Raw genomic sequence first — 24,497 nt, 5'->3', positions numbered from 1 at the left:
TCACGCGCCCACCACCGGCATCGCCGCCGCCGGCATCCCCAGCGCGACCGGCACCGGCTGCCCGCGCTCCTCGCGCACCTGCACCAGCGGGTCGGGCGCGTCCGGCGCGTTGACGAAGGACACGAAGCGCGCGAGCTTCTCCTCGTCCTCCAGCACGCCGCGCCACTCGTCGGCGTAGTTGCCCACGTGCTCGTCCATCGCGGCCTCCAGGTCGGCGCAGATCCCCAGGGAGTCGTCGACGACGACCGCGCGCAGGTGCTCCAGCCCGCCCTCGAGCGACTCGATCCACGGCGCCGTGCGCTGCAGCCGGTCGGCGGTGCGGATGTAGAACATGAGGTAGCGGTCGATGAGCTTCACGAGCGTCTCCGTGTCGAGGTCGGAGGCGAGCAGCTCGGCGTGGCGCGGGGTGAACCCGCCGTTGCCGCCGACGTAGAGGTTCCAGCCCTCCTCCGTGGCGATGATCCCGAAGTCCTTGCTGCGGGCCTCCGCGCACTCGCGCGCGCAGCCCGACACCCCGGACTTGAGCTTGTGCGGGCTGCGCAGCCCCCGGTAGCGCAGCTCGAGGGCCACGGCGAGCCCGACGGAGTCCTGCACGCCGTAGCGGCACCACGTCGTCCCGACGCACGACTTCACCGTGCGCAGCGACTTCCCGTACGCGTGCCCGGACTCGAACCCGGCGTCGACGAGCCGGCGCCAGATCGCGGGCAGCTGCTCGACGCGGGCGCCGAACATGTCGATCCGCTGGCCGCCGGTGATCTTGGTGTAGAGCCCGAAGTCGCGCGCCACCTCGCCGATGACGATCAGCCCCTCGGGCGTGACCTCCCCGCCCGCGAGCCGCGGCACCACCGAGTACGTGCCGTTGCGCTGCAGGTTCGCCAGGAAGTGGTCGTTGGTGTCCTGCAGGGTGGCGCGCTCGCCGTCGTGGACGTGGCCGGGCCCGGTCGACGCCAGGATCGACGCGACGGCGGGCTTGCAGATGTCGCAGCCACGACCGGTGCCGTGGCGCGCGACCAGCTCGGAGAAGGTCCGGATCCCGGAACCCCTCACGATCTCGAACAGCTCGGCCCGCGACTGCGCGAAGTGCTCGCACAGCGCCCTCGACACCTCGACGCCCGAGTCGACGAGCAGCTTCTTGAGCAGCGGCACGCACGACCCGCAGCTCGTGCCCGCGCGCGTGCAGCTCTTCAGCTCGGGCACCGTGGCGGCGCCGTCGTGGATCGCGTGCACGATCGCGCCCTTGGTGACGGCGTTGCACGAGCAGATCTGCGCGGAGTCGGGCAGCGCGTCGGCCCCCAGCTCGACCCCGCCGGGCGCGATCATCGCCACCGGGTCGGCCGGCAGCGGCGACCCCACGAGCGGGCGCAGCGTCGCGTACTTCGACGCGTCGCCGACGAGCACGCCGCCCAGCAGCGTGCGGGCGTCGTCGGACACCACGAGCTTCGCGTACGTGCCCGCCACCGGGTCGTTGACGACGACCTCCAGCGCGCCCGGCGTGCTCGCCTGCGCGTCGCCGAAGCTGGCGACGTCGACGCCGAGCATCTTCAGCTGCGTCGACATGTCGAGCTCCGCGGGCGTCATCGTGGCGGGCCCGCCGAGCAGGCGGTCGGCGACGACCTCGGCCATCGCGTACCCCGGCGCCACCAGCCCGTACGTGCGTCCCTCCAGCGCCGCGACCTCGCCGATCGCCCACACGTGGTCGTCGGAGGTGCGGCAGCGGTCGTCGACGAACACGCCGCCGCGCTCCCCCAGCCGCAGCCCGGCCGCTCGGGCCAGGGCGTCGGCGGGGCGGATGCCGGCGGAGAAGACGACGAGGTCGGCGTCGAGCTCGACGCCGTCGGACAGGGTCGCGACGAGCCGGCCCCTCAGCTGCGGATTGGCGTCCTCGGCGATCCCGTCGACGGACACGCCGCAGCGCACCGCGAGGTCCTCGGACTCGATGATCCGCCGCAGCAGCGCCCCGCCGCCCTCGTCGACCTGCACCGGCATCAGCCGCGGCGCGATCTCCACGACCTGCGGCGAGAGCCCCAGCGAGCGCAGCGCCCGCGCCGCCTCCAGCCCGAGCAGCCCGCCCCCGACCACGACGGCCGAGCGCCGACCGGGCCCCGGCCGGGCGACGGCGGCGGCCGCGGCGGCCCGGATCGCGTCGAGGTCGTCGAGGGTGCGGTAGACGAAACAGCCGGGCAGGTCGCGACCCGGCACCGGCGGCACGAACGGCACCGAGCCGGTGGCCAGCACGAGCGCGTCGTAGGGCAGGACCCGGCCGGAGGCGGTGGTGACGCGGCGGGCGTCGCGGTCGATCGCCACGACCGGGTCGCCCAGGTGCAGGTCGACGGCGTCGGTCAGCTCGGCCAGCGTCAGGTCCTCGGCGCTCGCCCCGTCGACGTAGGACGACAGCGCCACCCGGTCGTAGGCCGGCCGCGCCTCCTCACCGAGGACGGTGATCCGCCACTCCCCGGACCGGTCGCGGTCGCACAGGGCCTGGACCAGGCGGTGCCCGACCATCCCGTTGCCGATGACGACGAGTTCCCTCATGCCGCTCCCTCCCGCACGGCGCTGAGCACCGGTGGATCGGACTCGCTCGGATCGCTGTGGGCCAGCCACGAGCAGATGCCGCGGACGGTGTCGCCGCAGCTCCCGCAGCCGGTGGTGGCGCGGGTGGCCCGCGCGAGCGCGGGCGGGTCGGTCGCGCCGGCGCGCCAGGCCGTGATCAGCGCGCCCTTGGTGACGGTGTTGCAGCGGCACACCACCGCCGACGACGGCAGGCGGCCGGGGTCGGCGGTCTCGGCCGCGCCGGGCAGCGCGCGACCCAGCAGCAGGGCGAGCCGGTCGCCGTCGGCCACCGGCATCGCGCCGTCGAAGAACTGGACGACGGACGCCGCGGCGTCGGGCAGGCCGAGCACCGCGCCCGCGACGACCCGCTCGTCGCGGAACGCCAGCGCGGCGTAGCGGCCCGAGGCGGGGTCGGAGAAGCGCAGCGCCGAGGCGTCGAGCAGGGCCGGGTCGCCGACCGTCGCCAGGTCGACGTCACGCGCCTTGAGCCGGGTGACGGTGCGGGTACCGCGGTAGCGCGCGGCAGGGTCCGTGCCGGTGAGCAGGTCGGCGAGGACCGCGGCCTGCTCCCAGCCGGGCTGCACCACCCCGGCGACGGCCCCCGCGTGCTGGGCGCAGTCGCCGACGGCGTGCACGCGGTCGTCGGAGGTGGCGAGGCGGTCGTCGACCAGCACGCCGGAGCCGGTCGCGATGCCGGCGTCGTCGGCGAGCCCGGTCTCGGCGCGCACCCCGGTGGCGACGACGAGCGCGTCGGCGTCGATCAGCTCGCCGTCGTCGAGCCGCAGCCCGGTCCCGGGCTCCCACGCGAGCGCGCGCACCCCGGTGCGGACCTCCACGCCCAGCCGCTGCAGCGTCGCCGCGAGCACGTGGCCGGCGCCGGCGTCGACCTGGCGCTCCATGAGGTGCGACCCCCGGTGCAGCAGCGTGACGCGCGTGCCGCGCCCGGCGAGCCCGCGGGCGGCCTCGCAGCCCAGCAGCCCGCCGCCGAGCACGGCGAACCGCGTGCCGGGGCGGGCGCGGTCCAGGATCGCGGCGCAGTCGTCGAGGTCGCGGAAGGCGGTGGCGTGCTCGAACCCCGGCCCGTCGGGGACGTGCGCGCGGCTGCCCGTGGCCAGCACGAGCTCGTCGTAGGGCTCCTCGGAGCCGTCGTCGGCGAGGACGACCCGGCGGCCGCGGTCGATCTTCACGGCGGCCACGCCGAGGCGGAGGTCGATGCGCCGCCGCGCCGCCCAGCCGCCCGGGTACAGCTGCACCGCGCGCGGGGTGAGCCCGCCCGCGAGGACGGTGGAGAGCAGCACCCGGTTGTAGGCCGGGCGCGGCTCGGCGCCGAGGACGGTGAGGCGGACGCGGCGCCCGTCGGGGTCGCGGCGGCGCACCTCGTCGCACAGACGGGCACCCACCATCCCGTTCCCGACCACGACCACCCGGCGGCTCATGCGGGCGACGGTAAGGAGCGGCCGTTACGGGCGTGGGGCTCCCCGTGACGCAGGGGTTACGCGGCTCGCACATCGGCGGGTGGGAGCGGTGAGCCCCTAGCCTGCCCCCGTGACCCTCTCCGAGAAGGCCGCCGAACTCCGGCGCCTGCACTCCGCTCCCGAACTCCTCGTCGTCGTCAACGTCTGGGACGCCATCAGCGCCAGGGTGGTGGCCGACCAGGGCAGCACCGCGCTCGCCACCGCCAGCCACTCCATCGCCGCGACCCTGGGCTACCCCGACGGCGAGCAGATCCCCCGCGACCTGATGATCGACATGGTGGGGCGCATCGCCGCCGCCGTGGACGTCCCCGTGAGCGCCGATCTCGAGAGCGGCTACGGCGACGCCGGCGAGACCGTCCGCCGCGCGATCGGCGTCGGCATCGTCGGGGCCAACCTCGAGGACAGGATGCAGCCGCTGGCCGACTCCGTCGCCGCCGTCGCCGCCGCGGTGGAGGCGGGCGAGGCCGAGGGCGTCGACTTCGTCCTCAACGCCCGGACCGACGCGTTCCTCAAGGCCGGCGACCGCGACCCCGCCGACGTCCTGGCCGACGCGATCCAGCGCGGCCGCGCGTTCCTCGACGCCGGCGCGCCCTGCGTCTTCGTGCCCGGCAAGTTCGACGAGGCCACGATCGAGGCGCTCGTCGAGGGCATCGGTGAGCGCAAGGTCAGTCTCATCCACGTGCCCGGCTCGGTGCCGCAGGCGCGGATGGCCGAGCTCGGGGTCGCCCGGGTGTCGTTCGGGCCGTGGAGCCAGCGCTCGGTCCTGACCCACCTCGCGGGCCTCACCCGCGACCTGCTCGCCGGTGGGGCGCTGCCGGAGGGGACGCAGCCGCTGAACTAGCTCTTCTCTCCTGGGGTGCGGCGTGGGTGGTCGGGCTCGTGGGCGACCGCCACGTCCCACTTCCGGCGATCGAGGGCAGACGGCGCGGCCGAGCGGGCCAGACGGCGGGGGTCGAACCCCGGCCCATCCCGACCACACCGCCGGTCCGGAAAGCCCGCATAGAACCGAGAGTCCGAATCACTCACCGTGAGCAGGTCACGGAGAGCAAACATCAGAAAGTGTGTGCAGTAGCGAACGTCAGACCCGCTCCACCCGCACCGCGCACACCTTGAACTCCGGCATCCGGCTGACCGGGTCGAGCGCGGCGATCGTGAGGTTGTTGGCCGCCTCCTCCCCACCGAAGTGGAACGGCAGGAACACCGTGTCCGGCCGCAGCGACCCCACGCACCGCACCCGCGCGAGTGTGGAGCCCCGGCGGGAGACGACCCGGGCGCGGTCGCCGTCGGCCAGGCCGGCCCGGGCGGCCGTGTCGGGGTGCACCTCGACGAACGCCTCCGGAGAGATCCCGGCCAGCTCGGCGACCCGCCGCGTCTGCGCCCCGGACTGGTAGTGCACCAGCACGCGCCCGGTCGTCGCGCGCAGGGGAAAACCACGATCGGGCAGCTCCGCGGCCTCGGTGTGGTCGACCGCGACCAGCCGCGCCCTCCCGTCGGGGTGGGCGAAGCGGTCGGTGAACAGGCGCGGCGTGCCGGGGTGGCCCTCGCCGGGCACCGGCCAGTGCAGCGCCTCGCCCGCGTCGATCCGGGCGTAGGTGACGCCGGAGTAGTCGGCCGGGCCGCCCGCCGAGGCCAGGCGCAGCTCCTCGAAGACCTCCTCGGCGTCGCTCGGGAAGCCCTTCGCGTCGAGGAGGTCGGCGAGCCCGGAGACGACCTCCAGGTCCGTGCGCACCCCCGGCGGCGGGGTCATCGCGCGACGCCGCCGCAGCACCCGGCCCTCGAGGTTGGTCATCGTGCCCTCCTCCTCGGCCCACTGGGCCACGGGCAGGACGACATCGGCGGCCATCGCGGTCTCGCCGGGCAGGAAGTCGGCGACGACGAGCAGGTCGAGCGCGGCGAGCCGCTCCGCGACCGACCGGGCGTCCGGGGCCGAGACCAGCACGTTCGACCCGAAGACGAGCATCGCGCGGGGTCCGTCGTCGCGCCCGAGCGCCGCGAGGAGCTCGGTGGCCGAGCGGCCGGGGCCGGGCAGGTCGTCCGGGTCGACCCCCCACACCCCCGCGACGTGCGCGCGCGCCGCCGGGTCGGTGATCATCCGGTAGCCGGGGAGCTGGTCGGCCTTCTGCCCGTGCTCGCGGCCGCCCTGCCCGTTGCCCTGGCCGGTGATCGTGCCGAAGCCCGACCCCTCGCGCCCGGGGAGCCCGAGCGCGAGGGACAGGTTGATCCACGCCGACACCGTGTCGACGCCGTGCGCGTGCTGCTCGGCCCCCCGGGCGGTGAGGACGTAGCGCCGCTGCGCCCCGGCCAGCCAGCCGACGACCGTGCGCATGTCGGCCGCCGCCACCCCGCACACGCGCTCGGCGCGCTCGGGCCACCACTGCGCGGCGAGCACCCAGGCGTCGTCGAAGCCGGTGGTGCGTTCGGCCAGGTAGTCGGCGTCGACGTGCCCGTCGACGACCGCGGCGTGCAACATCCCCAGCGCCAGCACCAGGTCGGTGCCGGGCACGGGCGCGAGGTGCAGCCCGCCGGAGGCGATCGCGCGCTCCGCGGTGGGCGTGCGGCGGGGGTCGATCACGACGAGCCGCCCGGTGAGGTGGCCCATCAGCGGCGGCATCGTCTCGGCGACGTTGGCGCCGGCCAGGACGACCACCTCGGCATCGTCGAGGTCGGTGACCGGGAACGGCAGGCCCCGGTCGACGCCGAACGCGCGGTTGCCCGCCGCGGCCGCCGACGACATGCAGAACCGGCCGTTGTAGTCGATCTGCGAGGTGCCGAGCGCGACCCGCGCGAACTTCCCGAGCAGGTAGGACTTCTCGTTCGTCAGCCCCCCGGCGCCGAACACGGCGACGGCGTCGGCGCCGTGCCCGGCCCGCAGCGCACGCAGCCTCCCGGCCACGTACGACAGCGCGTGGTCCCAGCTCACGGGCTCCAGCGGGGCGTCCCGCGAGGTGCGCAGCAGCGGGGTCGTGAGTCGGCCGGGGTGGTCGAGCAGCGCGCCGGAGGTCCAGCCCTTCTGGCACAGGCCCCCACGGTTGGTCGGGAACTCCCGCGCGTCGACGCCGCCGTCGCCGTCGATCCACTGCCCGCACTGCAGGGCGCAGTACGGGCAGTGGCTGGGTACGGCGGTCACACGCCCGCGTACGCCGCGCGCGGGGCGGTGGCGTCCGCCGGGGCGGGCCGCAGGTAGACGACGTAGCTGACCACCGCGCACACCACGTAGAACACGAGGAACGACCAGTAGGCGGTGTCGCCGGACTGCGTCGTGAGGAACGACTGGCGGAACGCGAGGTTGATGAACAGCCCGCCCAGCGCCCCGACCGCACCGGCGATCCCGATGACGGCGCCGGAGATGCGCCGGGCCCGCAGGTACGCGGCGGCCTCGTCGGCGCCGCCCGCGATGGCGACGCGCGCCTGGCCGCGGAAGATCGCCGGGATCATCTTGTAGGTCGAGCCGTTGCCCAGCCCCGTCAGCACGAACAGCAGCACGAACCCGGCGGTGAACAGGCCCAGCGAGTCGCTCGCCGAGGCCGCGATGATCACGGCGGTGGCCGCGACCATGGCCAGGAAGTTCCAGAACGTGACGCGGGCGCCGCCGAGGCGGTCGGCGAGCGTGCCCCCGACCGGGCGGATGAGCGAGCCGAGCAACGGGCCGATGAACGTGACGGCCGCGGCCTCCAGCGGCGTGCGCCCGAACTGGTTCTGCAGGACGAGGCCGAACGCGAAGCTGTAGCCGATGAACGAGCCGAACGTGCCGATGTAGAGGAACGACATGACCCAGGTCTGGCTCTCCTGGACCGACTCGCGGAAGGCGCCCGTGTCGTTCTTCACCGACGTCAGGTTGTCCATCTTCACTGCGGCGAACGCGGCCGCGACCACGATCAGCGGGATGTAGACGCCGAGCAGGATCCGCGGCGCGCCGGTACCGGCGGTGGCGATGACGAGCAGGCCGATCAGCTGGATCACCGGCACGCCGATGTTGCCGCCGCCCGCGTTGAGCCCGAGCGCCCAGCCCTTCTTGCGCTCCGGGAAGAAGGCGTTGATGTTCGTCATCGACGACGCGAAGTTGCCGCCGCCGAGCCCGCCGACGGCCGCGACCGCGATGAACACCCCGTACGGCGTGCCCGGCTGCATGACGACCGCGGCCAGGATCGTCGGGATGAGCAGCAGCAGCGCGGACACGATCGTCCAGTTGCGCCCGCCGAAGCGCGCCACCGCGAACGTGTAGGGCAGCCGCAGCACCGCCCCGACCAGCGTGGGCACCGCGACCAGGAAGAACTTGCCCGCCGCGTCGATGCCGTACTCGGGGCCCATGAACAGCACCAGGACCGACCACATGGTCCAGATCGAGAACCCGATGTGTTCGGACAGGATCGAGAACCACAGGTTCCGGTTCGCGACCCGCGCGCCCGTGCGCTGCCAGAACGACGGGTCCTCGGGGTCCCAGTGGTCGATCCAGCGGCCGGCCAGCGCCGACCGTGCCGGGGGCTGCTCCTGGTCCGTCGTCGTCACGCCGGGGCCTCTTCTCCGTCGTCGGGTGGGTCGACGCGAAAGCTAGGCACGTCCCGTTACGGGACCGTCCGGTCCACGTGTCGCGCGCGATAACCGGTTCTCACCTCGCCCACCGGCGGGTGTGAGGTCAGAGCAGCGCGGTGACGAGCCCCGCGGCCCGCTCCAGGCCCGGCAGGGTGCGCGCCGAGGCCTCGGGGTGCTGGGCGTGCAGGGCCAGGCGGTACAGCGCGGCGCGCAGCAGCATCTGCGGCCACTCGTCGAGGTGCGACCACCGGTGCGGCAGGCCGTCGTCGGCCCCGCCCCAGGCCAGGGCGTCGACGACGACGACAGCGGCCGCCCACTCCGGGGGCCGCCACGCGGGCACGAGATCGACCAGGGCGGGCACGTCGTCGTCGAACAGGACGGCGCCGAACAGCTCGGCGTGCACCACCTGCGGCGTGACCTGCACGGGCGTGCGGTACGCGGCCAGCTCGGCGTAGAGGGTGCCGCCGGTGGCCGGGTCGAGGCTGATCCGCCGCTCGCCCCACGCCACGGCGGCGGAGCGGGCCAGCAGGTCGTCACGGCCGTCGAGCACCCGCGGGCGGGTGAGGGCGGCGGTGGCGGCGTGCAGGCGGTTGGCCGCCTCGATCACCGCGTCGTAGCGCGGCTCGAGCGTGCCCGGGACGTAGCGGCTCGCGGCCCAGCCGGCGACGACCCAGCGGCCGTCCGACGACCGCACCGGGTGCGCCAGGCGCAGGCCCTCGACCTGCAGGCCGTCGAGGACGCCCGCGGACCACGCGGCCACGGCGTTGTCGGGCACCGGGCGCACGAGGACGTCGCCGCAGTGCCAGGCGCGCCGGCCCGCCCACACGACGGGGCGCGGCTCGGTGTCCTGGACGCCGAAGGCGGTGCGGACGTGCGGCGGCAGGGTGATCCCCGTGGGTCCGCTCGGGAGGACGGGAGCTGCGGTCACGAACGGGCACGCTACCTGCGGAGGGTCCCCGATGAACGTCGCCACGCGGGTGGTGTGCGGGGGAACCTGCTGGTCCGTCCCGCGCAGGGTGGTCAGTCCTCCTCCGAGCTGCTCCCATCGGTCTCGGAACCGCTGTCGTCGGCGTCCTCGGAGCCGCCTGCGGACTCCTGGGGGTCCGACTCCTCGGGGTCCGACTCCTCGGGGTCCGACTCCTCGGGGTCCGACTCCTCGGGGTCCGACTCCTCGGGGTCCTCCGCCTCGGGGTCCTCCGCCTCGAACGAGCTGTCGACGAGGTCGGCGTAGGCGGCGAGGGGGTCGGTGTCGCTGCTCGACTGCTCGTCACCGGTCGACCCGCTGCTGTCGGACCCGCTGCTCTCGGACCCGCTGTCCGACCCGCTGTCCGACCCGCTGTCCGACCCACTGTCGGGCGACACGAACGCCTCGTGGACCGCCTGCTCGTAGGCCTCCTCCTGCGACACCGGCTCGGCCTGCTGCGGGGACACCGACTCCTCGGACACCGGCTCCTCGGACCGGGCGGCCATCGCGTTGAGCGCGTCGACCTGCTCGTCGTCCATGCCCCACGCCGCCAGCGCGGCGGCCGCGACGGCCTCCTCACCGCCCGTAGCGGACGAGTCCGTCGACGGGGCGGCGGACGTGCCGGCCGCGGTGGGCGCCGGCTCCTGCCGCGCGGCCTCCTCCTCCATGGCCGCCTCCACCAGCGGCGCGGTCCACGCCGCGCCCGGGGTGCTGCGCACGACGTCGACCGCGAGCTCCGCGTCCTCGGAGCGCGCCGCTCCCCCGACGGAGGCGGGCGCGGGCTCGACCGGCGCCGGCACGTCCAGGGGCGGTGCGTCGGCCGGCGCTGCGTCGATGCCTGCGGAGTCGACCGGGGGCGGCGCCGACCGGTGCGCGTCGGCCTCCCGCACCGCCGGCGCGGTCTCCTTCCCGGCAGGCGGCGCGGCGGGATCGGGGTAGCGGTCGTCGACGACGGGCGCCGGACCCGCAGGGCCGGCCACCGCGCCGGACACCGGTGACACCACCGCGGCCGGGGCCTCCGCGACGCCGGCGGGCGCGGCGGGAGCGGACTCCGCGGCGGGCGGCGCCTCCACCTGCTCCTCCGAGCGCTTCGCGTCGGCGTCGGCGCGGCGGTCGCGCTCCCGGACCTCGTCGACCGGCTGGTCGGCGGGCTGCTCGACCGGCTGCTCGGGCCCCTCGACGACGTCGCCGACGGTGTCGACGACCTCCTCCACGGGCCCCGCCTCCTCGACCGGGTCCGCCGGACCCGGATCCGCCGGAGCCGGGTCCGCGGCGCCAGGAGCCGGGTCCGCGGGAGCAGGCCCGTCGACGACCTCCTCCACCGTGTCGACCACGCCGCCCACCGGCCCGGGCTCATCGGCGGGAGCGGCAGGGGCCGCCGGAGCGGGAGCCGGCTCGGCAGCCGCCGACGAGGGTTCCGGCCGCCCCGCCGACCGGTCCCGGTCGCGGTCGCGCGCTCCCCCACCGGCGACGTCCTCGACCGCGTCGACCGTGCCGCCCACCGCCCCGTCGACGCCCTCGGCGACCTGGTCGACCGGGCTCTCGGCCGGAGGAGCGGGCGGCGGGGGCGGGGAGGGATCGGGCGTGGGCGTCTCGTCGCCGGGCCCGCGCGGGTCGGGCGGACCGCTCGTGTCGACGTCCTGGCGCGGCGCACCGTCCGGCTCGTCCCGCCCGCCGACGACGTCGGGCCGGGGCGGGACCGGGCTGGTCGGGGTCGGCGCGGGCGCGTCCCCGCCGCGGATGACCTGGCGGACCTCCTCGCCGACCTGCTGCGTCTGCTGCACGTCGTCGGGCACCGGCCGGGCCGCCGCGTCCTCGACGCCACCCTCCAGCGCGAGGACCTCGTCGCGGCGGGCGTCGCGCTGGCGCAGGCGCAGGTCGCGCTGCTCGTCGAGCGCGGAGAGCGCCGCGGCCTGCTCCGGCGAGCGCCGCGAGGGCGGGGGCGCCGCGGCGAGCACGGCCTCCAGCTCCGCCAGGCTGCGCTCGGCCTCGGCCAGCTCGGCGCGGGCGCCGTCGAGGGCCTCGAACGAGTCGAGCTGCGAGAGCAGGGTGGCGCGCCGGTTCTCCAGCAGCTCGCGCCGGTCCTCCAGCGCCTCGACGGGCTCGGCGGGGCTCGCGGCGCGGCGCTCCTCGGGCAGCCGCCGCCACTCGGCCTCGACCTGCGCGATCACGTCGAGCTGGCGGTTGACCGAGGCCAGCACGACCCGCGCGTCGCGGGCCCACTCCTCCTCCGACGCCGCCGCGACCGCGGGCGGGGCCTGCGGCTCCGACGCGGTGACGGCGTAGCCGCCCGCGAGGATCCCGGCGGCCCCGAGCACGGCCAGCGCGCGCCGACGGCGCGGGACGGGCGCGCCGAGCCCGCGGGTGCGTAGCCCCGGCGGGGTCTCGGCGCGGCGGGCGGGCGCGGCACTACGACGGCGCTGGGCGCGGTTCTGCGGCACCGGCGGGGCGACCTCGGGCGAGGCCGGGGCGTCCGGGGCCGGGGTCGGGACCGGCGGGGCAGCGGGCTCCGCCAGCCACGGCAGCGTCGCGGCCAGCTGCGCGTCGCCCCCCGCCTGCACCGCGGCGCGGCGGGCCTGCCGGGCGGCCGAACGGTGGGCGGCGGTGCAGTAGCGCCGCGGCGGACGGCCGGGGAGGTCCTCGATGCTCTCGTCGCAGCCCGGCAGGGCGCACCGCCGCACGCTCTCGCTCATCGCCCACGCCCCCTCGCCGGAGGCGGGCGCCCCACCGCCCGTCGCCGCCCAGAACTTGATCTTCCTGAACGGCGAAGGTACCCCGCAGAGCCGAACTTGTCACTGCTCCAAGTGGGACGTCACCGCAGGTCAGAGTGACGCTGCGTACAGGATCGGGCGATCTTCACGCTCCGTGTCGCGCCGAACCCGGAACCGCGAACGGCACGTTCACCCGACGAGACCGGGTGAACGTGCCGTTCGTGCGAGAAGGAGTGCGTGGTGCGTCGAGAGTCAGTACGTCGGCAGGCTCGGATCGACCTGCTTCGCCCACGCGAGCACCCCGCCGCCGACGTGCACGGCGTCGCGGAAGCCCGCCTGGTGCAGCGCGGCGAGCGCGTCGGCCGAGCGCGCACCGGACTTGCAGTGCAGCACGACCGGCTTGTCCTGCGGGATCTCGGAGAGCGCCTCGCCGGAGAGGATGCGGTCCTTGGGGATCAGCACCGCCCCGGGGATGCTGACGATCTCGTACTCGTGCGGCTCGCGGACGTCGATCAGCGCGAAGTCCTTGCCCGCGTCGATCATCTCCTTGAGCTCGGTGGCCGTGATCGTGTGCCCGGCGGCCGCGGCCTGCGCGTCGTCGGACACCACACCGCAGAACGCGTCGTAGTCGATCAGCTCGGTGATCGGCTTCGTGTCGGGGTCCTTGCGGATGTTGATCGTGCGGTAGCTCATCTCGAGCGCGTCGTAGACCATCAGCCGGCCCAGCAGCGGCTCGCCGATGCCGGTGATCAGCTTGATCGCCTCGTTCACCATGATCGAGCCGATGGACGCGCAGAGCACGCCCAGCACGCCGCCCTCGGCGCAGGAGGGGACCATCCCGGGCGGCGGCGGCTCGGGGTAGAGGTCGCGGTAGTTGAGGCCCTTGCCGTTCGGCGCGTCCTCCCAGAACACCGACGCCTGGCCCTCGAACCGGAAGATCGAGCCCCACACGTACGGCTTGCCCGACAGCACGGCGGCGTCGTTCACCAGGTAGCGCGTGGCGAAGTTGTCGGTGCCGTCGAGGATCAGGTCGTAGTCGCGGAAGATGTCCATGACGTTCGACGAGTCCAGTCGCACGGGGTGCAGCTTCACCTCGACGAACGGGTTGATCTCCTTGATGGAGTCGCGCGCCGACTCGCCCTTGGGCCGCCCGATGTCGGACTGCCCGTGGATGACCTGGCGGTGCAGGTTCGACTCGTCGACCTCGTCGAACTCGACGATCCCCAGCGTGCCCACCCCGGCGGCGGCCAGGTAGAGCAGCGCCGGGCTGCCCAGACCGCCGGCGCCCACGACGAGCACCTTCGCGTTCTTGAGGCGCTTCTGGCCCGCCATCCCCACGTCCGGGATGATCAGGTGGCGGCTGTAGCGCGCCACCTCGTCCTTCGTCAGCTCGGCGGCCGGCTCCACGAGCGGCGGTAGTGCCCTCGGGTCGCTCGCACGCTCGCTCGGTGCCATGGGACATGCTCCTCGGTGTCACGTAGTTCGGTCTGCTTGCGGCAACGTCAGGCCCGCGCGGGATCTTCCCAGAGCTCGGCGACGGCCTGCGCCACCCGCTCCGGCACCTCCATCTGCGCGACGTGCCCGACGCCGGGCAGCATCAGCAGCCGCGCGTCCGGGATGGTGGCGGCGGTGCGGGCCGCGTGGCGCGGGGAGACGAGCCGGTCGCGGTCGCCCCACACCACGAGCGTGGGCGCCTGCACCCGCGCGGCCTGGCGCCACAGGCCCCCCAGCGCCCAGCTGGAGATCATCGCGCCCGCCGTGCCGAGGACGGCCTCGCGCGCCCACTCCACCTGCCCGCGGCGCGCGATCTCCTCGGCGGCCTCGGCGAGCCGGTCGGGCGGGACGCGGCCGGGATCGCCGAAGCACAGGTCGATGGTCTGCCGCGCGCGCTCGACCGGCGTCAGCGCGGCCATCTGCGCCTTCGCCCTGGCCCCGATGACGGGGACGAGCGAGAGCAGCAGCCGCGGGTCGGCGATGCGGCGCGGGTCGGGACGGCGGTCGGGCATCGCGGGCGAGACGAGCGTGAGCGTCTCCACGAGCTCCGGACGCCGGGCGGCGACGCTGATCGCGATGGCACCACCGAGGGAGTTGCCCAGCAGGTGCACGCGCTCGCCGCGGCCGGCGAGGAAGCACAGCACCGCATCGGCGTGGGCGTCGGGCGACCAGTCCGGCGTCGCGAGCGGACGGGAGTGCCCGAACCCCGGCAGGTCGACGGCCGTGCCCGCGGCCAGGTCGGACAGCAGCCCGGCGAGATCGGTCCAGTTCGTCGCCGAGCCGGAGAGGCCGTGGACGTAGACGGCCGGGACGCCGTCGGGCCCGGGCGTCTCGCGGACGTGCAGCGTGACGCCGCCGGAGGTGACCTCCCGGCCGGGCCACGGCCCCTGGTGGCCGCGCTCGGCCGATGCCTGTGTGCTCACCCCTCGAGCATCACCCGGCGACCGGCCGCCCGGCCAGTCCGGGTGGTACCGGTCGCCTTCCCCTCGCCGGCCGGCCGGAGCTCAGCCGGCGAGGTCGAGGACCGTCAGCGTCCCGCTGTTGAGGTTGCTGACGAAGGCCTGCCGCCCGTTCGGCAGCACCGCGATGCTGGTGGGGCCGTCCTCGGTCGGGATCGTGGCGGTCACCGCGAAGGTGTCGGCGCTGATCACGGACACCGTGTCGCCTGCGACGTTGGCCGTGTAGGCGTAGCGCCCGTCCGCCGACCAGGCGATGGCCTGGGGGTTCTTGCCGACGACCACCGTCGCGACCACCTCCTGCGTGTCGGTGTCGATCATCGAGACCGTGCCGCCGTCGTAGTTCACGTTGGCCACCAGCGGCCGGGCGGGGTTCACAGCGACGCTGTGCGGGCTCGTGCCGACCGGCACCTCCGCGAGGACGGAGTCGGTCGCCGGGTCGAGCACGGTGATCAGGTTCGACTCGTGGTTGGCGGCGTAGGCCCGGGTCCCGTCGGGGGAGAACGCGATCCAATGCGGGTTGGGCGCCACGTCGATCTCCGTGGTCACGGCGTTGGACGCCGTGTCGATCACGGAGACGGTGCCCGAGTCGTGGTTGGGCACGTAGACCCGGCTCCCGTCAGGCGTGACGGCCAGCGCGTAGGGGCGGGTGCGGACGGGGGTGGTCGCGATGACCGCGTTGGTCGTGGTGTCCAGCACGGCGACCGCGGCGATCGTGCGCTCCTCGTTGAAGACGCTGACGTAGACCCGGCGCCCGTCGGGCGAGAACGCCAGGTACTGCGGCGGCCCTGCGGGGATGGCGATCGTGGCGGTGGTCCGGTTGATCGCGGTGTCGATGACGGTGACGACACCGGCCGCGCGGTTGGCCACGTAGGCGAGCCTGCCGTTCGGGGACACCGCGACGAAGCCCGACGTCGGCCCGGCAGGGATGGACGTGCCGATGGTCGGGATCGGGACGCTCTGCACCTCCGACGGGGCCTGCGGGGCCGGCACGACCTGCCCGCTGCCGGACGGGACCGGTGCCGGCTGCGCGGTCGCGCCGCCGGGCCCGGGTACACCGCCCGTCATGACGTAGACGAGCCCCACCAGCACGAGCACCGCCGCCACCGCGGCGACGGCGATCAGCGGGCCACGGCGACGCCCGCCGTCCGACGGCGGACGCAGGGGCGGAGGGGGGAGCGGCGGCTCGGCGGCCGCCGGACCGGAGGCACCCGGCGACGCCGCTGCGCCCGGCGGGTGGGAGCTCGAGCCGGGACCGGCTCCGCCCGGGCCGGGCGGCCGCCCGGGCCGCAGTGCGGACCCGACCGGCCCGCCCGGGCGCGGAGCGGGGATCTGCGCGCCGGCCTCGGCCGGCGGCCTCCCCACCGGGCGCGGAGCGTCGAGCGGCGGCCGCCCCGGTCGCAACGGGGCGGCGACCACGGGGGCGGCCTCGGGGGCGGCCTCGGGGGCGACCTCGGGGGCGACGTTCTGGACCAGCGTCGTGGCCGCCCCCGCGTGCGGCGAGCCGTTCGGTGCGGCGGCCTTCCGGAGAGCGCCGTGGCCGTCGGACCCGTTGCGCTCGGTGGCGTCGGGGGCCGGGACCGCGTACGAGGCCGCCGGCGCCACGGCCGCCACCGTGACCTCGCCGGAACCGACCCGGGCCAGCTCGGCCGCTCCGAGCGCGACGGCGTACTTGGGGTGGGTGTCGACGACGATGGGGCGGTCGAGTTCGGCGGAGATCATGCGGGCGACCAGGGGTATGCGCGAGGAGCCGCCGACCAGCAGCACCGCGGTGAGCTGGTCGGGCTCGACCTGGGCGGAGCGCAGGGTGCGGGTGAACGCCCCGATCGTGGACTCGACCTGGGCCCTGATCATGTCCTCGAAGTCGGTGCTGGTGAGGTGGATGTCGAAGTGGCGATGGGGCAGGAACACCGGGATGACGGTCTCGGTGTCGATGGACAGGGCCTCCTTGGCCAGGATGCAGTCCTGCCGCAGCCGGGCCATCGCCACGGAGGTCTGCTGGTCGCTCATGTCGAGGTCGGTGAGCGCCCCTCCGGAGGCGTAGTTGACGTAGGACAGGATGGCCTCGTCGAAGTCGACGCCGCCGAGGCGTTCGACGCCCTCGGGGGTTCCCAGTATCTCGATCCCGTCGCGCAGCTTGCGCAGGACCGTGGCGTCGAAGGTTCCTCCGCCGAGGTCGTAGACGGCCACGACGTCGCCGTCCGCGAGCCGGTGGGAGGCCGCGTAGTGCGCAGCGGCGGCCTCGGGCTCCGTGACCATGCACGGGGCGACCGGGTGCGCGGCGAGCCCGGCGAGCGGAGGCACCTCGTCGAACAGCTCACGGCGGAACGGGCCCCAGTTGGCGGGGTGGGTCAGCACGACGCGCTCGGGAGGCCCGCCCTCGGTCTCGACCACCCGCTCGACGACGTCCCGCAGCAGCGTCGCGAGCAGGGCGGTGACGGCGTAGGCCGTACCGCCGAGCATGATCGGCGTGGGGTCCCCCAGCCGGCGCTTGAACTCCCGGCCGATGCGGTCCGGGCGGCTGACCGCGCGCCGCCCGGCCGCGTCGCCGCAGACCAGGCTGCCGTCGTCGCGGGCGTAGACCACGGCGGGCGAGACCACGCTGCGGTCGCCGAGGGTGAACATCTCCACCTGCGAGGCACGGGCGACCGCCGCGGCGACGAACGTCGTCCCGAGGTCGACACCCAGGCTGTAGGTCACGGCGCACCCCCTCCGATCGGGCTCCCATGGTAACGAGGATCACACGCGACGGTGTGATTCCTCGGTGACGTCTTTCGCCCGGACCCGGCGGTGTCGGCCCGTCCGTCCCGCGGGGCCGACGGCTCATCGAGGACGACGCCGGCCGCGCCCTCGTGCCGGACCCCCCTGTCGGCCTGGGGTTGTCCCTACTCGAACCCGGGGGTCGATCCGGCCCGTCCGGGTGGGCACACCATGTGTTCGACGGCGCGGAAGGACGACCGTCTACCTCGACGCAGACAGCGACCCGAGGCGGACGACATGACCATCATCACCAGCCCCCAGGACTTCAACACCGACGACCTGTACGTCGACCTGGAGCCCGTCGTCGGCAACACCCTGTTCCTCAAGGTCGAGGGCCTCAACTTCGCCGGCTCGGTGAAGCTCAAGGCCGCCTCGGCCATGGTCGAGGCCGCCGAGGCCGACGGCACCCTGCGGCCGGGCGCGATCCTCGTCGAGTCGTCCTCGGGCAACCTGGGCGTGGCACTGAGCATGATCGCCGCCGCCAAGGGCTACGGGTTCGTCTGCGTCACCGACTCCCGCTGCAACCTCGCCACCCGCCGCCTCATGGAGTCCCTGGGCGCGGAGGTCCACGTCATCACCAAGCCGGACCCCGAGCACGGCCTGCTCGGCGCCCGTCTCGACCACGTCCGCGACCTGCTCGCCTCCGACGACCGCCATGTGTGGCTCAACCAGTACACCAACCCCAACAGCTGGAAGGCCCACTACGACACCACCGGTCCCCAGATCGCCGCCCAGTTCCCCGACGTCGACGTCATCTTCATCGGCGCCGGCACCACCGGCACCCTGATGGGCACCGCCCGCTACTTCGCCGACCACCACCCCCACGTGCGCATCGTCGCCGTGGACAGCGTCGGCTCGGTCAGCTTCGGCACCCCCGCCGCCCGCCGCATGATCCCGGGCCTGGGCAGCGGCCTGGTCCCGCCCATGCTCGACCGAGCCGTCATCGACGAGGTCGTCCACGTCGAGGAGGCCGACACCATCCGCACCTGCCACCGCCTCGCCCGCACGGGGTTCCTCTTCGGCGGCTCCACCGGCACCGTCGTCACGGCCGCGGAAGCCTGGCTGGCCGAGCACGCCACCCCCGGCACGACCGCCGTCGCCATCGCCCCCGACCTGGGCGAGCGCTACATGGACACCATCTACCAGTCCCACTGGGTCGAGGACCTCTACGGCGACCTCACCGACGACACCGACGACACCGACGACACCGACGCCCTCACCGCCGTCGCCGCCTGAAGCGGGAGCGCCACGGCCCACCGGAGCGGTGCGGCCGGGCGCAGTGCGGACGCACGGGGGGAGAGAACCCTACCCGGCCGGAGGGACGGCCCCCTTCCCGTCGGCGGCGGCGGGGGCCAGGGTTCGAGCATGGTGTTCGGGTCCGCGCAGTGTGCCGACGGTGGCGCGGGGTCGTCCGGCGGCAGGGCCGAGACCCGTCGCGCGGAACGGCAGCGGTGGACGCGGCGCAGGCGCCTCGAACGCCGGCTGCACGACGGCGCCGCCCTGCGGATCTCGGCACTCACCCTGCAGCTCGGGCTGCTGCGACACCGGGTCCCCGCCGTCGACCGGGACCTGCACGAGTCGATCGACGGCTTCGAGCACGAGCTGCAGGCCGTCCTCCAGGAGCTGCGCGAGGTGGCGAGCGAGCTCTACCCGCCGCTGCTCGACGAGGCCGGGCTCGGCCCGGCTCTGCGCGAGCAGGCCGGCCGGTTGGACGCGAACGTCGTGGTCACGACGTCGGACGAGCGGTTCGGTCCGGCCCTGGAGGGCGCGGCGTACTTCGCGGTGGTGGCCGCTCTCGCGGGCCTGCCGCCCGGCGGGAGCACGGTCGAGGTATCGGTGACGCGTGCGGACGACTCGCTGGTGGTGCACCTCGCCGGGGTGGACGGCAGCGGCGCACGGCACCTCCGCGACGGCGTCCGTCCGTTGGGCGGCACCACCGAGGTCGTGGCGGGGGACCGCCCCGGCACCGCCACGATCATTGCGAGGTTCCCGTGCGAGTAGCGCTGGCCGAGGACGGTGCCCTCTTCCGTGAGGGCCTCATCATGCTGCTGAAGGCGACGGGGCACGATGTGGTCGGGTGGGCGGCGGGTGGCGACGAGCTGGTGGCCATGCTCGCGCACGACGCCCCCGACGTGGCCATCCTCGACATCCGGATGCCTCCCGAGCCCGACGGCGGCCTCGTGACCGCCGAACGGCTGCGCGCGGCGCATCCCGGGATGGGGCTCCTGTTCCTGTCGCACTACGCCGAGACCCACTACCTGATGCGCATCCTGCAGATCGGGACCGACGCGATCGGCTACCGGCTCAAGGAGAAGGTGGGCAGCGTCGACGTGCTGGCCGACACCCTGACCCGCATCCGCGACGGCGAGATCGTCATCGAGCCCGTGCTGGCGAAGCGGCTCGTGGAGCGGCCCCGCGGGGAGAAGAAGGACGCCGTCGCCGCCTTGTCCGAGCGCGAGCTCGACGTGCTGCGGCTCATGGCGGAGGGCCGCTCGAACAACGGGATCGCGGGTCAGCTCTACGTCAGCGCGAAGGCGGTGGAGAAGCACATCGCCAACATCTTCGGCAAGCTCGGGCTGCACACCGACACGTCCGAGCACCACCGGCGGGTGCTCGCGGTGCTGACCTACCTGCGCTCCCAGGACAACAGTGGATGAGCGGAGGCTTGGCGACGGCGGCCGCGCCGTTTAGCGTTCACCTGCCCTGACCCGGAAGCGGGTGGTGCGGATGGACCGGACGGTCGCGGCACGGTTGCTGCGCCTGCTCGTCGTCGCGTCCGGGGCGACCGCGGTGTTCGCCGCGCTGGTCGGCGGCCTCACCCCCGTTCTGGGACCCGATCGGGCCGCGGTGCTCCTGCCGTTCCTGGCCGCCGCCGCGGCGACGGCGGGTCTGGGGGCGGTGCTGCCGCGCCTCGACGACTGGGTGCGGGGCCTGACCCACCACCGCACGAGCACGCCCTACTCGGCACTCGCGGCGGCGGCCGACCGGATCCGCGCGGGCTCGCTGCAGGCCGCGCTGCCGGGACTCGCCCAGGTCCTCGCCGACGGCACCGGCGCGGAGCGGGCGGCCCTGTGGCTCGTGGTCGAGGACAGGCTGGTGAGCGCCGCGACCCACCCGCCCGAGGAGGGCGCCCCGGCCACCGCGCCGAACCTCGCGGTCCTGCTCGCGCGCCCGGACACCGATCACGTCGTACCCGTGCTCGACGGGGTGGTCCTGCGTGCGGTGCTGGCGATCGGCAAGCCCGGTGCCCCGATCACCCCCGGCGACCAGCGGCTCATGCGGGACGTCGCGAACGGGGCCGGGTCGTTGCTCCGCGAGGTGCAGCAGGGCGCGGAGCTCGAGGAGCGGGTGCGCCGGGCGGGTGACCTGGCCGTCGAGCTCCAGCGGTCGCGGCAGCGACTGGGGCGGGCTCGCGACGTCGAACGGCGACGCCTGGTCGCCGAGCTCTCCCACGCCACCACGGAACCCCTGGCGGCCCTGCGCGCGGAGCTCGAGCGGGCCGCGGAGGGGCTCGCCGCACCCGGCGCCCCGACCGACCCGGTGCGGCAGGCGCTGGGCCGGGCCCGTTCCGGGCTCGACGCGCTGCTGGAGCGCTTCCGGTCGATCGCCCGGGGCGTGTACCCGGCGGTGCTGCGCGACCAGGGGCCGGTGGGGGCGCTGGAGGAGCTGGTGGCCGACCTGCCCCGGCCCGTCCGGCTGGAGGCGGACCTGAGCCCGCGCCTGGGCTGGGAGATCGAGTCGGGCATCTACTACCTCACCGCGTCGGCGCTGCAGCACCTGGCGGTCCGGTCGGACGCCCCGGAGCTGCGCGTGCAGCTGGTGCACGGCGGCGGGCGGCTGTCGATCCGCATCGAGGATCCGGCGCCCGGGGCGGAGCCCGACGACCTGCGGGCGGCGCTGGCGATCGACACCGAGCGGCTGGCCGCACTGGGCGGGGAGCTCGAGCTCGTGCGCGGCGAGGCGGGGACGGTCCTGCACGCGTGGCTCCCGGACCGGCTCGAACCGCTGGTCGACCTGTCGGCCCCGCGTGGTGAGGGGGTGCGGTGAGCAGCGGATCCGCGGCCGCGGGCAGGCGGTTCGCCGTGGGCGGCTACGTCGCGCTGCTGATCGTCTGCACGGCGGTCGCCGTCGGCTGGCTCGCCGTCGGCCTGGTCGTCGCCGTGGCGCGGTACTGGCCGGGGGCGCTCGACGCCGTCCGGACGGCGGCGGCCGGGGGCAGCAGGTGGGCCCAGGGCGTCTCGGAGGCCGCCCCGCGCAGCGAGCCGCTCGACCAGGCCGTGCTCGACTACGCGTTCAGCGCCCTGAACCTGGTCATCGCGGCGGTGCTGCTGCGCCACGGGAAGCGCTCGTGGTCGCTGCGGCTGCTCGTGATCGCGATGATCGGTTCCGCCGGGGCGTTCAACCTGCAGGCCCACGCCGCCGCGGTGGCCGTGCAGATCGCCACGGGCTGGTCGGTCGGCCAGCTGCACCAGATCGTGCTGCACGGTGTCGCGAGCACCGCCTACGTCCTCGCGCTGCTGGTCTTCCCGACCGTGTCCTGGTCGGGAAGGCTGTGGCGCGGACCCGCCGGGAACCTGTTGGTCGCCGTCGGGGTCGCGAGCCTGCTCGTCGTGGGGTTCGGGACGGCCCTGCTCCCCCACACCTACAGCTGCATCCTCTTCTTCGGCTTCCTCGTCCCGGTCGCGGGTCTCGTCGTGCTGCCCGCGCGGGTCCGGCGGGGCGCCACGAGCGAGCAGCGCACCCAGGCGCGGCTGCTGCTGAGCGTGCTGGCGGCCGCGTTCGCGACCGCGGCGGTGCTGGCGGTCGTCACCCTGGTCCTCACCGGGCTCGGCGAGCCCGGCCTGACGCTCTACGACCCGACGGCGCACGTGGACCAGGACGAGGAGCTGCCCACCGCGCTGCTGTTCTGGTTCTCCCGGCTCGCATCGGCGGCCATCGCGACCGCGGTCCTGCTCGCGACCGTCGGCGCCCGGCTGGGCACGGCGGAGCAGCTGTTCAGCCGGGGACTGGCCGCCACGCTCGTGGCCGCGCTCGCCGGAGGTGCGTTCACGGTGGTGCGCGCGGCCGCGGGCGACCCGGCGCCGACCGGGGCGGCGGCGCTGGGGCAGGCCGCGCTCGCGGCGGTACCGGTCGCGCTGGTCTTCCTGCCGCTGTACCTGTCCGTCGAGAACCTGGTCGACCGGCTGCTGTACGGGACCCGGCCGACGCCCTACAGCGTGCTGGCCGAGGTGGCGGCGCTGTCGCACGCCACGGCGGGCGACGCCCCGGACCTCGCCCGTGTCGCCGAGGGCGTCGCCCGTGCGCTCGGCGCCGGCGTCTGCCGGCTGACGGTGCGGCGGCCCGGGTTGCGCGACCGCACGTACTCGTGGCCCGGCGGGGCCGAGCAGACCGACCCCGGCGACCTCGTGGCGGTGTCCATCTCGCAGGGCGAGGAGCAGCTCGGGGAGATCGCGGTCGACCGCGCCGCCGTCGCCGGCCTGCACGCGCAGCGCCGGCACCTCCTCGACGACGTCGCCGACAGCCTGCGGGTGGTGCTCCAGGCGAGCCGGTCGGGCATCGAGCTGGAACGCCAGCTCCGGGCCGCGCTGGCGCACGGCGAGGCGATCGCGGTGGCCCGGCGCGAGGCGGTCGCCGAGATGGACAGCGAGCGGCGGCGCATCGAGCGCGACCTGCACGACGGCGCGCAGCACCACCTCGTGACCCTGGGTCTCACGCTCGGGCTGGTCGACCACCAGGTCGCGACGCGACAGCTCGACGACGCGCGGGAGCGGCTGGCCAGGCTCCTGGTGCAGGTCGACGACGCCGAGACGGTGCTGGCCGAGACCGCCACCGGGGTCTCGTCGGTCGTGCTGTCCGAGCAGGGACTCGCGGCGGCGCTGTCGGCCGCACTGGCCGGAGCGCACCCACCCGTCGCGCTCGACTGCACCGGCGCCCCGGCGGCGCGGCTCCCCGCCGAGATCGGTGACACCGCCTACTACTGCTGCCTCGAGGCGGTGAACAACGCGCGCAAGCACGCTCCGGGCGTGCCGGTGACCGTCAGCGTGTCCGAGGTCGGCGGGAGCCTGCGGATGGCCGTGCGCGACTCGGGCCCCGGGTTCGAACCCGGTGCCGTCCCGGCCTCGGCAGTGCGGGCCGGGCGCGGCCTGCGCAACGTCACCGCGCGCGTCGCCGCGGTCGGGGGAACGATCGCGATCCGCTCCGCGCCGGGCGAGGGCACCACGGTGGAGTGGTCCCTGCCGCTGCCCCAGGAACCGCTGCCCCAGGAACGGCTGCCCCAGGAACGGCTGCCCTCCGGGGGTGGGCCCGGTACCGGCGACGGGATGCCGCTGGCGGCCCGGTTGCGCGACCTCCTGCGCTACGCCAGCGAGGTCTACCGCGGCACCGACCACGTCGGCGCGCTCCACGGGCTCGCCGCGCGCCTCGACGCCGGGGGGCGCACCGACAGGGCGGGACGGCCGGACGTGGTCGAGGTGCGCCGGGCACTGGCCGCTCTGGAGGACCTCGTGCGGTCGGCACCGCTGGAGGGGGACCGGACGCACCGCCTGCGCTACGAGCTGGACCGCCTGCGGTCGGGGGCGCACGAGCTCGCCGAGGTCGATCTCGCCGCGACCCTCCGCGCGGGCGACCTCACGCTGCCCGAGGAGGTGCGGCGCTCGGCCGAGCGCCTGCTGGGTGCGGGCGGGGCCGAGCCGCGCGCCCGGCTCGGCCTCGCCGAGGGGGCGGACGCGCACGAGGTGCGTGTGGCGGCCACGGCCGAGCTCGCCCGGTGGCAGTGGTGGGCGGCGCACCCGGCCTCGACCGGGGGTGTGCGCGACGCCGCGCAGGTGGTGGTCCGGACCTGCGAGCGCCTGCTCGCGGAGGCCGGGCCGGGCTGACCCCCGGCCGTGGAGGTCCGCGACCGGACCGGCGGCGTCGAAGTCCCCTCGCACCGGAGGAACAGCGCATCCTCGTCGAACTCCGGGGATGCGGGTGTGACCGCCACGGAATCGCCTCATTCCGCTCCTGGAACGGCGAAATGGCGGCGGTCGGGACGGGTTTCGCCGATCACGCCCGAACC

The 24,497-nt window shown here is 75.2% G+C and carries 15 protein-coding genes; 6 read left to right on the top strand and 9 right to left on the bottom strand.

Annotation, left to right across the window (positions count from 1 at the left end; translation table 11 throughout):
* Window positions 1-2,532: a nitrite reductase large subunit NirB gene (gene nirB, locus I4I82_RS19575; RefSeq protein WP_218592097.1), complete on the bottom strand. Its 2,532-nt coding sequence runs from the start codon at window positions 2,530-2,532 to the stop codon at window positions 1-3.
* A complete protein-coding gene (locus I4I82_RS19570) occupies window positions 2,529-3,986 on the bottom strand; it encodes an FAD-dependent oxidoreductase (RefSeq protein ID WP_218592098.1) in 1,458 nt (485 codons plus the stop codon). The genes nirB and I4I82_RS19570 overlap by 4 nt, the downstream gene beginning before the upstream one ends.
* Before the next feature lie 109 nt (window positions 3,987-4,095).
* Here I4I82_RS19570 and I4I82_RS19565 point away from each other — a divergent pair, with 109 nt between their 5' ends.
* Complete coding sequence (locus I4I82_RS19565) at window positions 4,096-4,866, top strand: isocitrate lyase/PEP mutase family protein (protein ID WP_218592099.1); 771 nt, start codon at window positions 4,096-4,098, stop codon at window positions 4,864-4,866.
* 237 nt (window positions 4,867-5,103) lie between these two features.
* On the opposite strand, the gene I4I82_RS19560 is transcribed toward I4I82_RS19565, so the two are convergent.
* From I4I82_RS19560 to I4I82_RS19530, 7 genes are all read right to left on the bottom strand, one after another.
* Entirely contained in the window at window positions 5,104-7,152 is a 2,049-nt protein-coding gene (locus I4I82_RS19560; protein WP_218592100.1) for a molybdopterin oxidoreductase family protein, read from the bottom strand.
* Window positions 7,149-8,531 (bottom strand): nitrate/nitrite transporter, encoded by a 1,383-nt coding sequence (locus I4I82_RS19555; protein WP_226370146.1) that lies wholly within the window; start codon window positions 8,529-8,531, stop codon window positions 7,149-7,151. Before I4I82_RS19555 ends, I4I82_RS19560 begins: the two co-directional genes overlap by 4 nt.
* 127 nt (window positions 8,532-8,658) lie before the next feature.
* Window positions 8,659-9,483, bottom strand: a complete 825-nt coding sequence (locus tag I4I82_RS19550) for a TIGR02569 family protein (RefSeq protein ID WP_226370145.1) — start codon at window positions 9,481-9,483, stop codon at window positions 8,659-8,661.
* 92 nt (window positions 9,484-9,575) lie between these two features.
* The gene (locus I4I82_RS19545; protein ID WP_218595923.1) at window positions 9,576-12,212 is read right to left on the bottom strand and encodes a hypothetical protein; all 2,637 of its coding nucleotides are present in this window, start codon (window positions 12,210-12,212) and stop codon (window positions 9,576-9,578) included.
* A gap of 270 nt (window positions 12,213-12,482) precedes the next feature.
* Window positions 12,483-13,685, bottom strand: a complete 1,203-nt coding sequence (moeZ, locus tag I4I82_RS19540; RefSeq protein WP_218594447.1) for an adenylyltransferase/sulfurtransferase MoeZ — start codon at window positions 13,683-13,685, stop codon at window positions 12,483-12,485.
* Window positions 13,686-13,732: 47 nt separating this feature from the next.
* Window positions 13,733-14,647 (bottom strand): alpha/beta fold hydrolase, encoded by a 915-nt coding sequence (locus tag I4I82_RS19535; RefSeq protein ID WP_218595922.1) that lies wholly within the window; start codon window positions 14,645-14,647, stop codon window positions 13,733-13,735.
* Between the two features lie 81 nt (window positions 14,648-14,728).
* Window positions 14,729-17,380, bottom strand: a complete 2,652-nt coding sequence (locus I4I82_RS19530) for an Hsp70 family protein (protein ID WP_218595921.1) — start codon at window positions 17,378-17,380, stop codon at window positions 14,729-14,731.
* Between the two features lie 297 nt (window positions 17,381-17,677).
* Here I4I82_RS19530 and sbnA point away from each other — a divergent pair, with 297 nt between their 5' ends.
* The 5 genes from sbnA to I4I82_RS19505 all read left to right on the top strand — a co-directional run bounded on the left by sbnA (window position 17,678) and on the right by I4I82_RS19505 (window position 24,315).
* Window positions 17,678-18,676: a 2,3-diaminopropionate biosynthesis protein SbnA gene (gene sbnA / locus I4I82_RS19525; protein WP_218589584.1), complete on the top strand. Its 999-nt coding sequence runs from the start codon at window positions 17,678-17,680 to the stop codon at window positions 18,674-18,676.
* Between the two features lie 129 nt (window positions 18,677-18,805).
* Window positions 18,806-19,441 carry a sensor histidine kinase gene (locus I4I82_RS19520; RefSeq protein WP_218589585.1) on the top strand — a complete coding sequence of 212 codons (636 nt, stop codon included), beginning with the start codon at window positions 18,806-18,808 and terminating at the stop codon, window positions 19,439-19,441.
* Window positions 19,432-20,097: a response regulator transcription factor gene (locus I4I82_RS19515; RefSeq protein ID WP_218589586.1), complete on the top strand. Its 666-nt coding sequence runs from the start codon at window positions 19,432-19,434 to the stop codon at window positions 20,095-20,097. Before I4I82_RS19520 ends, I4I82_RS19515 begins: the two co-directional genes overlap by 10 nt.
* A gap of 70 nt (window positions 20,098-20,167) precedes the next feature.
* Window positions 20,168-21,487 (top strand): sensor histidine kinase, encoded by a 1,320-nt coding sequence (locus tag I4I82_RS19510; protein WP_218589587.1) that lies wholly within the window; start codon window positions 20,168-20,170, stop codon window positions 21,485-21,487.
* On the top strand, window positions 21,484-24,315 hold the full coding sequence (locus I4I82_RS19505) for a sensor histidine kinase (protein ID WP_218589588.1): 2,832 nt from the start codon (window positions 21,484-21,486) through the stop codon (window positions 24,313-24,315). The genes I4I82_RS19510 and I4I82_RS19505 overlap by 4 nt, the downstream gene beginning before the upstream one ends.
* Window positions 24,316-24,497 lie beyond the last annotated feature (182 nt).

Origin of the sequence: Pseudonocardia oceani (assembly GCF_019263585.2) — a bacterium.
GTDB classification, from domain to species: domain Bacteria; phylum Actinomycetota; class Actinomycetes; order Mycobacteriales; family Pseudonocardiaceae; genus Pseudonocardia; species Pseudonocardia oceani.
This window is presented reverse-complemented; position numbering and strand designations above follow the sequence as displayed.